Origin of the sequence: Methylotuvimicrobium buryatense, assembly GCF_005931095.1 — a bacterium.
Taxonomy (GTDB): Bacteria; Pseudomonadota; Gammaproteobacteria; order Methylococcales; family Methylomonadaceae; genus Methylotuvimicrobium; species Methylotuvimicrobium buryatense.
In genome coordinates, this window is sequence record NZ_CP035467.1 from 2,412,917 (window position 1) to 2,424,485 (window position 11,569).

The 11,569-nt window shown below is 50.7% G+C and carries 9 protein-coding genes, 1 pseudogene and 1 CRISPR repeat array; all 10 genes and pseudogenes read right to left on the reverse strand.

Annotation, left to right across the window (positions count from 1 at the left end; all coding sequences use genetic code 11):
• A complete protein-coding gene (locus EQU24_RS10855) occupies nt 1-195 on the reverse strand; it encodes a type II toxin-antitoxin system VapB family antitoxin (protein WP_017839481.1) in 195 nt (64 codons plus the stop codon).
• Between the two features lie 421 nt (nt 196-616).
• A CRISPR array of direct repeats spans nt 617-1,871; the repeat unit is 32 nt; unit sequence GTTTCAATCCACGCGCCCGCACGGGGCGCGAC.
• A gap of 188 nt (nt 1,872-2,059) precedes the next feature.
• Nucleotides 2,060-2,350, reverse strand: a complete 291-nt coding sequence (cas2, locus tag EQU24_RS10865) for a CRISPR-associated endonuclease Cas2 (RefSeq protein ID WP_026130023.1) — start codon at nt 2,348-2,350, stop codon at nt 2,060-2,062.
• Between the two features lie 14 nt (nt 2,351-2,364).
• Nucleotides 2,365-3,399, reverse strand: coding sequence for a type I-C CRISPR-associated endonuclease Cas1c (gene cas1c / locus EQU24_RS10870; protein ID WP_014148631.1), 1,035 nt, complete (start codon nt 3,397-3,399; stop codon nt 2,365-2,367).
• 2 nt (nt 3,400-3,401) lie between these two features.
• Complete coding sequence (cas4, locus tag EQU24_RS10875) at nt 3,402-4,028, reverse strand: CRISPR-associated protein Cas4 (protein ID WP_017839479.1); 627 nt, start codon at nt 4,026-4,028, stop codon at nt 3,402-3,404.
• Between the two features lie 60 nt (nt 4,029-4,088).
• Nucleotides 4,089-4,952 (reverse strand): type I-C CRISPR-associated protein Cas7/Csd2, encoded by an 864-nt coding sequence (gene cas7c, locus EQU24_RS10880; RefSeq protein ID WP_014148633.1) that lies wholly within the window; start codon nt 4,950-4,952, stop codon nt 4,089-4,091.
• Nucleotides 4,949-6,886, reverse strand: coding sequence for a type I-C CRISPR-associated protein Cas8c/Csd1 (cas8c, locus tag EQU24_RS10885; RefSeq protein WP_017839478.1), 1,938 nt, complete (start codon nt 6,884-6,886; stop codon nt 4,949-4,951). The genes cas7c and cas8c overlap by 4 nt, the downstream gene beginning before the upstream one ends.
• Entirely contained in the window at nt 6,886-7,629 is a 744-nt protein-coding gene (gene cas5c, locus EQU24_RS10890; RefSeq protein WP_017839477.1) for a type I-C CRISPR-associated protein Cas5c, read from the reverse strand. The genes cas8c and cas5c overlap by 1 nt, the downstream gene beginning before the upstream one ends.
• A 9-nt stretch (nt 7,630-7,638) precedes the next feature.
• On the reverse strand, nt 7,639-10,095 hold the full coding sequence (locus EQU24_RS10895) for a CRISPR-associated helicase/endonuclease Cas3 (protein WP_017839476.1): 2,457 nt from the start codon (nt 10,093-10,095) through the stop codon (nt 7,639-7,641).
• 589 nt (nt 10,096-10,684) lie between these two features.
• Complete coding sequence (gene brnA, locus EQU24_RS10900; protein WP_017839475.1) at nt 10,685-10,954, reverse strand: type II toxin-antitoxin system BrnA family antitoxin; 270 nt, start codon at nt 10,952-10,954, stop codon at nt 10,685-10,687.
• Nucleotides 10,944-11,177 (reverse strand): annotated as a pseudogene (locus EQU24_RS23460) (BrnT family toxin); the annotation flags it as partial. The gene brnA and the pseudogene EQU24_RS23460, both read right to left, overlap by 11 nt.
• Nucleotides 11,178-11,569: the final 392 nt, after the last annotated feature.

Genomic DNA, 11,569 nt, shown 5'->3' on the forward strand with positions numbered 1-11,569 from the left:
TTACAACTCGGTTTGCCGGCGCGGGATGGGCTGCAAATCGGGGGCAATACCGCCCAGGCTGGCTAGGCGCTTGGCGCTCTCGCGTTCAATCAGGGCCTTCAAGGCTTCTTTGATGAGGCTGGATTTTTCTTTTAGGTTGGTTAAGGCTTGGGCTTTTTCGAGTAAGTCATCATCTAAAACAACCGTCGTGCGCATAATGTCCTCCGTACTATGTCATCGAATGATGCGCTTTTTTGTGCAGTTAGGCAACTTTCACCCGCACTTCGCCGCTCATGAGTTTGGGAAGCAGGGTATCGCGGAGTTTTTCTATTTCTATGGTACGAATTTGAACAGCATTTATCAGTCTTTTTTCTTCTATACGTCTAATAATGTTAGCAAACCTATTAATACTTTCATTGTCGGGGAGCATAAAATCGACATCATATAGCCGTCAATTGTTATTTGTGGTTGCGCGGAGACTGATACGTAAAGTTTGAAATCCTATGTAAGTGCCCAATATTTGAGCAGCTCAAAGCATATTTCAGACTTTTTATACCTTTCAAGAGCCTAATAAGACAGATATTGACCTTTCCTGACGCTTCACCTCGACAAGAAACCTTCCGTCGATCAAATGTGTGTTTCAATCCACGCGCCCGCACGGGGCGCGACGATACACTAAAGCCGAAAAAACGACTCAGCAGCGTTTCAATCCACGCGCCCGCACGGGGCGCGACGGTTTCGTAAGTGCTGCTATCAACAAAACCCGGTTTCAATCCACGCGCCCGCACGGGGCGCGACGCGCGAGCTTCGCTTGCTGCTCGATACTGAATCGTTTCAATCCACGCGCCCGCACGGGGCGCGACTTGGACCGGTCTCATCACAGCATCGAGGGCAAGTTTCAATCCACGCGCCCGCACGGGGCGCGACGAGATAAACCGCCGTTGCGAGCTTTTTTAGCTGTTTCAATCCACGCGCCCGCACGGGGCGCGACAACTTGATAAAGCATAGTGGAACCTCGAAATAGTTTCAATCCACGCGCCCGCACGGGGCGCGACCACAGTTTATGCAATTATCCGGCATTAAAGATGTTTCAATCCACGCGCCCGCACGGGGCGCGACCTTGCATACCGCCCGGCGACTCTGCAAGTCTAAGTTTCAATCCACGCGCCCGCACGGGGCGCGACCCCGATCCCGAGCCAGACCCAGAGCCAGACCCGTTTCAATCCACGCGCCCGCACGGGGCGCGACGCCGCGGACTGTCGGACGTAACGCAAAATCAAAGTTTCAATCCACGCGCCCGCACGGGGCGCGACCACTGGACCCAGACCCAGAGCCCGACCCTGACCCGTTTCAATCCACGCGCCCGCACGGGGCGCGACTCTGATATCCGAGAGGAAATCGATATTTGCAAAGTTTCAATCCACGCGCCCGCACGGGGCGCGACAACTTTTATAGTTGCAGCCCCATACTCAGAGCGTTTCAATCCACGCGCCCGCACGGGGCGCGACCAAATAGCCGAGTTTTTACTGCAATAATTGTTGTTTCAATCCACGCGCCCGCACGGGGCGCGACCTTCATATGCTAGCAAGTGGGGCATTGAAGATGTTTCAATCCACGCGCCCGCACGGGGCGCGACCTCTCTGTAAATATTTTAAAACGACACCAGAAGTTTCAATCCACGCGCCCGCACGGGGCGCGACTATCCATGTAGTTTTTTTCCGGTTGACACTGAGTTTCAATCCACGCGCCCGCACGGGGCGCGACATGATGCTTTTGAAGCATTTAAAGCAGGATATGTTTCAATCCACGCGCCCGCACGGGGCGCGACTGTCAACGCTGAATATCTCACACTATATAAGTGTTTCAATCCACGCGCCCGCACGGGGCGCGACTGCATTTACCCAATCGGTTGAAATCAAAGGCTTTACGCGCTTTCAAATGCGAACCTATCGAAACAAATACGGTATTCATTATAGTCAGACGCCATGCAATAACAAGAATACAAAATAAATCAATCGATTGGGCATTGACAGGCATTTTGCGAAACCCCAAGCATTTTCATGAGTACTTGGGGTTCGCGCTACATCAATAACAGCCCATTCAAATCCAATACCTTTTTGGCTCCAACATGTTCTACCTTTCGTTCCCAATTGTTGCCCAGATAATAAAACCGCAAACTATCCTCCTCCGGGTCCATCACATTAATCAGGTCGTTTTTCAACTGCGTCCATTGAGCCATATCGACTTCGATCTCGAACACCGAGTATTGAACCCGTTGCCCGAATACTTGGCAAAGTCTCGCGATTTTCCGCAAGCGCTTGGGCCCGGTTTCGGTCTTAAAACTAACATCGTAGGTCACCAGTATCATCATCGATCTATCTCCCATTATTTCCACAAGAACGGCACGTAGCTGTCGCAATCGCCGCGCAAGAATCTCGCCAGTATTTGGGCTTGCAGCCACGGTAATAAACCAACCGGTACGGTTTCTTCAAACCAAGGATGCATCAAGGTATCTTGCTTGCGATCCTGCCAGGCGGCCAACAATGTTTTACGCGGCTCTTCCTTGAGCGTCACCGAACCATTCGGCCAGGTTTCGAAGTCATTAAGGGCAAGTTGACGTTTGTTGATCAACGACAGGACGAAGCGTTCGACCATCGGCCTGAATTCCTCGACCAAATCCAACGCCAATGACGGTCTGCCGCTACGCAATTGATGCAAAAAACCGCTGGCAGGATCGAGGCCGACCGTTTCGAGCGCGGAGCGGCAATCATGGGTCAGCAGGGTATAACAAAACGACAAGAGTGCGTTGACCGGATCGGTCGGCGGCCGGCGTCTGCGTGCGTCGAATTCGAAGCCCGGTTGACGGATCAAGTGTTGAAACACGCCGAAATAAACCTGTGCCGCCTCCCCTTCCCTGCCCATCAAGGTATCAATCCCGTTACAGTCGGCCAGTTGTTGCATACATCGGCTCAAGCGTTTCTCGGCGGCTGCCAGATCGTGCGTCATATTTTGCTGCTCGGCTTGATTCCCGTAATCACGCAGATAACGTCTCAATACCGAGCGCTGATTATAAAGCTTTCCGGTCAACATCGTTCGTGCGATCGCGACGCTCTTTGCGGTATCCGCGCCGGTCAGGTGTTGGGTACGACGCAGCAAAACATTGCCGCTTACGGGCCCTTCGACTCGCGCCAGAAATTTTCCGAATTGATTTAGATAGGTAATCGTTATGCCGTTTTCCGCGCAATGCGCCATCAAATAAGGCGAAATACTGACTTGCCCGAAGCAAACCAGTCCTTGTAATTTATGGATCGGTACACGCGCTTTCAGCTCTTTATCGACTTTTAGAACCAGATTCTCGTTGTCTTTGTGTAACCAGGAATTTTGAGTTTGGATATAAATGACGTTTCTTAACGGTCGCATATTCAGTCCTGTGCAAGTTGCCGGGCCAACCAGGCCGACGCGGATTTGCCAAATATTTGCGGATGGCATTGTTCGAGCAACGAACAGTTTCGGCATTTTTTCGCTTGGTAATCGGCTTTCGGCGTTTCTTTGCTGCGGATAATTTCGCGGCAGCCCGTAATAGTCTCCAGCGTCAATTCACGTAATGTCTGATCGAAAACGACCGCATGCCGCCTGCGTACTTCGCCGTAAAACAAAGCGCCTTCCGGCACTTCGACATTTTCCATATCTTCCAGACAGAGCGCTTGGGCGCATAACTGGACTTCATCGGCCCGGTGCGCCTTGGGCCGGCCGCGTTTGTATTCGATCGGAAATGGAACTTCCGTACCGTCCGACTGCCGGTGATATTCGACCACATCGGCCACGCCTTCGATGCCCAATTCGGCATGAGACAAACGCAGCGCTCTAACGGTACGAATATCTCCGCGCGTCTCGCGGTCGGGTTGGTTGACTCGCTGATGCAACACTTGTCCCTCGGCGGTAAAGCGATCTTCGAGCCAAACGTATTCCAACTCGATCAGCGCGAATTGCCGGGGACAATACAGATAGTGTTGCAAACGGGATAGGTAAATCGGCTCTAGATCGTTCATCGTCAAAATTTGCAGAAAACCATTCAGTCGCGCTCTGGAAGTCGCTCCTACAGCTTGTCGTCAAAAGCCTTCTTTTTCCTCCGGCTGCAATCCAGGAAGCGTTTCCAGCTCATAACTGCCGTCGGCATTGACCGTCAAACTGCCATGTACCTTGGCCGAAGAATATTGACCGCTTCGGCTATTATGTTGCCACCAAATCACTTTTTTGACGGCCATGGAGCCTTCGGGCCTTGCCGATGACGCATCGCCTTCGAACAGTCTCGGCAAAACCTTTTTGATCGCCTCGGCATCGTCATCGCTGAACCCGGTTTTCTCGGCCAGTTGCGGCGTGATCGCACCGTAAGCGACATAAACGGCATGGTCGACCCTGTGCTTCATGCCCATCGTATCGGCTCCTTTTTTACTACCATCGCCTTCGCTGTTGACGCTCTTGGTGATTTGCGTACTGGTAATACTGACCGGTTCGACGCTGAAAGCCGATTGGATCGTGACCGGCCCTCGAATCGGAATCGAAACGCCGGCTGCATCGCCGTCCTTACCGAACGCAAAGACTTGCCCGAAAGCGCGAACGTCAAACCATTTCGCACAGGCCATTTGCGCGGTTTGATCCTTGCTTTGCTTCTTGGGATTGAACGCATCCTTACCCAATCCGATTGGTGGTTCCGCTTCGGCCCGATTTTTCAAACTGGTCATACCGTCGGTTTTCTTTTCGTCGGATTGCACGAAAATCGAAAAGCTTTCGCTTTGCAAGCGGTCGCGGATTTTCCGTTTCAGACAAACATCGGTCATTTCGCCGTAACCGTCATAATCGGTGCGCGGCCGGTTGCCGTTGAGCGGGTCGCCGTTGGGATTGGCGTGATCGACGCTGAAAATAACGGCAAAGTCGATTTTATGGCTCAATGTGTTTCGGTCCAGTTCGCTCATTCTGAGTCTCCTTGTGCTTCAGTTTCGTTGGGTTCGTGAGTGTCTGTTTTCGTTTTGAATTTTTGCCGCTGGCAGTGATATGCCAGCAAAAATTCGCCGGAAAGCGGCGCTTTGCTTCTGAAATCTTCGCCATTAAATAAAGCGATCACGGCATCGAGCTCTTTCTGCCGGTTGGTTAAAAAGCCGGCGCGCGACACGCGCAATCGTTGAATATAGGGTTGCAAGGCCAACTCGATCGAGCGCCAAGTTTCGTAGGGACGGTCGGCGAAGCGTTGCATCAAACGAGCCGCTGTAGTCGACCGGTTTTCCCCGCCGACATTAAGAGCCACTTCTTCGATACGCTCGGCGATCGCAAGTAACCGTCCGTACAAGTAGTCTCGCGATCGATTGTTTTCTTCTAATGCCATGGCATAGTTTCTCCTTTGATTTGAGTTTGGGTGTCTGCGGTAATAGCCTTTGAAAAGCGCGCAGGCAATGGCGAGGTTTTTCTCCCACAGCCATTGTCCATCACTGGCGTAAGCGTTGCGGTTAGTCGCCTTGCGAATGCAGTTGTCGACCAAATCCCAAGGAAAGGGTTGACCGTCGACGATACAGGGCACCAAGCGCTCGATGACTTTTTTCTTGAGATTGTCGGTGACCTTCTCGCCGTAGGCGGCTTTGGCAATCGCGATAGGAACGGGCGAACTGACCGGCCAAATGACTTTGGTTTTCGGTTTTCTCCCCGTATCGTTCGGAATTTCGAGCGTATGACGTTGCGGCCACGAAAACTCGGTATGCCAGGACTCAAGCCGATTGAAAAAATCGTCCCGAAATAATTCACGGTAATAAAGGATTCCCATACGCCCGGGTGTCGCCGAATCAATGCCCATCACGACGATTTGCTCGTTGGCCGTCAATTCGGCCCGATAGCCGGCCATTTTTTTGCTCAGCTGTTGCGCATAGGATTGGCCTAAATCAATCGAATGATCGACAGTGTCGTCCGTTTGCTCAGGCGCCTCGGCCTGATCGACTTCTTCCAAATCGAAATCGCCGGTATTCAGAAAAGACCAGGTATCGGCCAACGGTTCCGGGATCGGCTTACCCGAAACCGCCCAGGCTACATAGACTTGATCGCCGTTTCGATAACCTTGGCGGGATATGAGCCAGCGCAAGGCGTTATGCGCTTTTTGGGAAATGTCGAAACTGATGCCGCAGGCTTCGCCGTCTTCGAGAAATCGGCCGCGAAAGGTAAAGCCACTGTCGTCATTCGACGAAATCAGTTTCGCGCCATCGGCTGAATTCCTGAGAAACCGGGAATGGTTTTGTATTAGCCGAGCACACGCTCCGCTGACATAGCAAACGCCTTCGTCCTGATGATTCGCCCGATCGTACTGAATCCATTTTTCAATCAACTCTTGATCATCCCACGTCGCAGAACAAGGATTTCCAGGCTCTTCAACTCTCCATCTTACGAATGCCTTATCTGCAGAAACTTTGGTTTTTTGACCGCTCCTATTTGTAAAAGATAACGGAAACTCAATAACTCGAGTGATATCAAGCCATAAGCTTTGTTGTTCAAGATAGCGGTATATTGCTTGTACTTTCGGATGCGTATAATCGGATAAACACCAGGTTTTCAATTGATTCATAAACATCTGGTTTTTTTCGTGTTTTCTTTCCGGTAAATCCGCAGCACAATAACCTAGTTCGTCGCAAAGAGGATGCGGCGCAATTTTGGTACCCGACCGCCCTGCCGAACTCTCTGTCACTGGTATCAGGGTCAATGTTTCTTCTCCCGACAACAGTTTAATACGATCGTTTTTGAGATTACCGTTTCCGTCGATCACGACTTCAATATGGGCCGTTTTTACAAAATGGGAAATCGGCCATGCCTTGAAGGTTTCCAAATGACTCCCTTGCTCATAGGTTTGATAAAGCTTTTCCATCCAACTCATTAGCGATTCTCCTCATCCTCGACGGCCAGTAAATTACTGCCTATTCCGAAAGGCTTGCGGCGCATCGGTCTGACGAAACGGCTGACCGGACAGTTTTCCGGTCTTGGAAATTCTAAAATGCCTTTTTTCATCGTCGCGTGCCAAAATCGGCTGTGCAGTTCGTCGATGCCGGTTTCATCGGGGTAGGCGAAACTGTGGAACATCAAGCCGAATGCCAGTTCGTCAATGTCATCGTAAGCGCCTTTTTCGGTGCCGAATTCGCACGGTTCGACGTAAGCCTGGCAATCGCGCGTGCCCAAAAAAATATCCTGCCGGCCGCCCCGTTCCAGCATGCGCTGTACGATGCTGTAATGCTTGCCGTCGATTCTGTCCTTTGCCAATTCGGGCCGATGTTCGTTCCATTCGAAATGCGCCTGCACCTGGTACTCCACGTCCTGCAAAAAGGTATAAATAGCCAAATCATGAAAAGATACTTGTTTTTTTAGAGAGTCCTTGTCACTTGGATAGATTCCATGATATTTCACAGGTTTTACTCCTTTGGTCTGCGTTCTCAGCAACTTGATCACTCTGACTTTATCGACGTGCCAGATCAAGGTCGGTTTCCAGTAGATCGACTTGAGCACCCCTTTGATCGCTTCGTAGGTTGGCAGATGATAGGAACATTTCTCGCCGCCGATGCGCGTTACCGGATCGGTAAACAAGGCATGACGCCCCCACAATCGAAAACTGATGCTGTTTTTCACACATACTCCTTATAAAATTATCGCCTCGGCCTTGCCGACCGGCTCGGTCGACAGACCGAAGGCTTCGCTGTAATAACGCTGGTCCAGACCGTAAATTCCTTCGCCCGGTTGAATTTCGTAGACCGCCTGCTGTTCGACCAGCCGTTTCCAAACGTTCGGAAAGACATTGACGCTGTATTGCTGAGCGCGTTGCAAGCATTCGCGAAACCGCCGCGCTTCAAATTGTTTGGCGATACCGCCCAACTCGACGAGCAATTGTTTGCCTTCACGATAAGGTACGATGACCGAATGTGTCGGCGCGTCGATCGCCTTGAACACATTGCCGGCGGTCATGAACGATTGTTTTAGATGCAATAGGGCATTGTGGCCGATGTTGTATTTGTTTTCACTCAATAAATTGAGCAATGTATCGTCCCGTCCTACCTGCTTGGCCGACAGCGGGTAACTCATCGCGTCGGCACGGTCATGAAAGTAGTATTGAAAATAACGCCGCATCGCTTCGGGCGACAACAGGTCTTCATCTTCGATTTCGCTCAAGACGCGCCTCGTTTTTTCCTGACCGACCTTGATGTCGATCAATTGCGCAATGGTTTCCCGAACCGGATTGACGATATGCACCGTCGCGATCGGCAAGCGTCCGTTACGGTTGCAACGCCCGGCCGCTTGCGCGATCGAATCGAGCCCGGCCAAGAAACGAACCACGCTGGCAAAATCGATATCGACGCCCGCCTCGATCAACTGCGTGCTGGTGCATAACACCGGCAACCCGTCCGCCAAGCGCCGGCGCATAAGCTTGAACAAGGCCTTTCGATGCGCGGCGCATTGGCCTGTGCTCAGATGAAACAGGCATTCGATATCGACGGTTTCGGCGCATTTCAAATACAAGGCCTGCGCCCAGGCTTTGGTATTGACGATGACCAGGCAATTTCCTTTTGTGTCGAGTTCGGTCAGCGCCAATTCGGCGATTTCGTCTTCGCTCCAACCTTCGGGTTTGGTTTTGTCACTAATAACGACCCGTTTGAGTTGATCGAACAGGCTGCCGACATCGGGCATCAACTCGCTGTTTTGCGGCAACCATAGCTGTCCTTTGTCGGGCGCTCGCAAAAGATCCAGCACCGGTTGCGTAGCGGTGCACAGTACGGAGGTCATCCCGGCATGATCGGCTAAAAAGTTTAGCGCATTACAGAATAAATGCGTGCACTGAATCGGTAGGGTTTGAATTTCATCGAAAATCACGACGCTGTTCGCCAGTTGATGCAAGCGCCGAACACCGCGTGTGCCGCCGCCGAACAGAGTTTCCAAAAACTGCACCATCGTCGTCAAGACTATCGGCGCGTCCCAGTTTTCAGCGGCCAATTTGCTGTGCCAGGTTTGTCGTTCCGGTTCCAAATTGCTGTGTTGTTCAAGCACCCACGGATACGCATCGCTTTCCCGTTCAAGTGCGCTGCGTATCGCGGCGGCATTTTGTTCAATGATCGAGGTATATGGAATGACGTAAATGATGCGCTCCAATTTATGCTTTTGAGCGTGGTGCAAGGCATAGCGCAAACTTGCGTAGGTTTTGCCGCCGCCGGTCGGCACGGTCAGCGTATAGATGCCTTGCGGCTCGTGGGCACGGTTTTTACACACTTCGGAAATCTCGCGCCGGATTCCGTCAATCGGAGTATTGGATTCGGTCGGTTTATTCGAGAATCCTGCCAAAAACAATTCCAGACGCTCTATCGCCACTGTCAATTGCAAGTCGTTTTTGTTTCGGTAGCACGCATTACCGGGTGTTTCAAAATCGGCGCTGTCGATGCGATCGGCATCGATCAGACAGCTAAACAAAAATCGCGTCCAAAAGCCCAAATAAAATTCTCGTATCGTTGTTGACTGCTTCGAGCCGGACATCATCATTACCCTGATTTGTTCGAGCATCGCTTTTAGCAGCGGCTTGTCCATTAGTTTCTTTGCTCGTTCGAGAATTTGACTGTCGGCGTTCTCCTTGCATTCGGCCAAATGCGTTCGGACGTCGTCTTTCTGCATGCGCACATTGAAACCGTTGCTGCCGTCCGGTTTCAGGCAGTCGATCAGGCCGCTGTGATGCGAGGCAATGCAAACCGCCATAATCTGCCCGCACAAGCGGCCTTCGCCGTTATTGCCATAACGGCTCAACTCTTGCCAAATCCATTGCGCACCGGCGCTGGAGTGATCAATTTTACCTTTCAGCGCTTTGGCGTCGACGGCTTCATTGTCGATGTCAGGATCGATCAGCCCCGTGGCTGATTGCAGATAATTTTGAAACTCAGTGCTGTATTTGCCGAAATCATGCAGCAAACCGATCAATTCGCCCGCTTCCGGCAGGTTGATTTTAGCGGCCAGTTTTTTTGCAATTTCAGCAACATCGATAAGGTGCTCTTCCAAAGTTTGTATTTTCTTATCATTAGAACGAACATGTGCAACATAAAGCGTGTCTTTTATTTTCAAAATACGATCTCGATACAAAATTTTTATCTATTTCAGACGAGATATACCGTTCACTCTGGTGAAAACTCCGAAGGTTCCAAGACAAATTAAATCGGCATTCTCATTGTGCAAATGTAGAGCATGCCAACCGTTTACGCTAGACAATAAAGCCTTGCCCTTGGCAAAGTAATCGAAATGACCAAAGTAAGCCGAAAAAATTGGAACTAGGAAAAGGGGCAGGATTAATTTCCCTCACGCCGACGAAACTGCATTGCACTAAAAGCCTTGTATTTTGCCTCCGCCTGCGCTATTCGCGCGGACTCCGGCAAAACACCCGGCAATACGGCTATCGGTGGCTAAAAATCTTCACTTCGCTAACGCTCCATTTCCAAGATTTTCAGCGAATGTTGTTGAAACGATTTCCCTCATTCCCATAACGCAAAGCTAAGCCGACCGCTTGAGCGCCTCGTTAAGTTTATAACGTAATTTCGGCAACTAACTCATCAATTGAAAGAATTGCTCCGCCAGCGATAGCATGACGATCTTTTGGGTGCGACGGAAAGACAGAAATTGGCGAAGAGGTGCGACATCAGTGCGCTTTAACGCTCTGCTAATGTCCGCCGCTTGAGGCGTCACCATTGAGGGCTTTGTTAGCAGCTTCAGCTTTCAAGCGCTCAACCAGCCAGACCTTGATGATCGATTGCCGGGTAACACCGATACGAGCCGCTTCACGGTCCAACGAGTCTACTACCCACGAAGGAAAGTCGACATTTATGCGCTTCTGTTCCTGGTTGACACGACGCGCCGTAAACAAGTCAAGATCATCAATGATGTCTTTTTTGCCTTGGTCAAATTTCTTATCAAAATCTTTAGCGTTCATATAGTTCTACCTCTCGTTTGCGGGAGCGCCTTACAGAAATAAGCCGAACTGTTCCGTTTCTATAGGTGACGACGGCTGACCAGTGTTTCGAACCAATCAGACCTATGACCAGAAAACGAGGTTCATCATCCGATCTAGCTTGGAGTTCCAGCAGGTCAGTGTCTCGCCAGAGGGCCTGGGCATCCAGAAAGTCGATTCCGTGCTTTTCCAGATTGGCTTGGCTTTTATCGTCATCTTATTCAAAGTCGCTCATGAGTATAAAATATTCTTTTTTTACTCATTTGGCAAAGAGGGGCAAACGTGGGAGTAACTGCTAACGCCAAGCTTAGCCGGGGAGGCGCGTCAGCGCCGACGTCGTCTGGAGCTTAGTGTAGAACAAGCCCGGCCCGGTTGTATCAGCATGGATGGGATGCTTTATCCTAAAAAGAGCTTCACCAATCCGGTGAAGGTGTTTTAGAACCTTCAAGCTTCGATTTGGCTCTCATGAAGATAATTTTTTATACTTTTAATATCAATTGCTTGATGAGATATGAAAAGAGCAGAAAATGTTGGTAAACAGCGGCGGTTTCATGGTAACGCCATGCACCCATAAGAGCTAACTTAGCGCTTATCCTA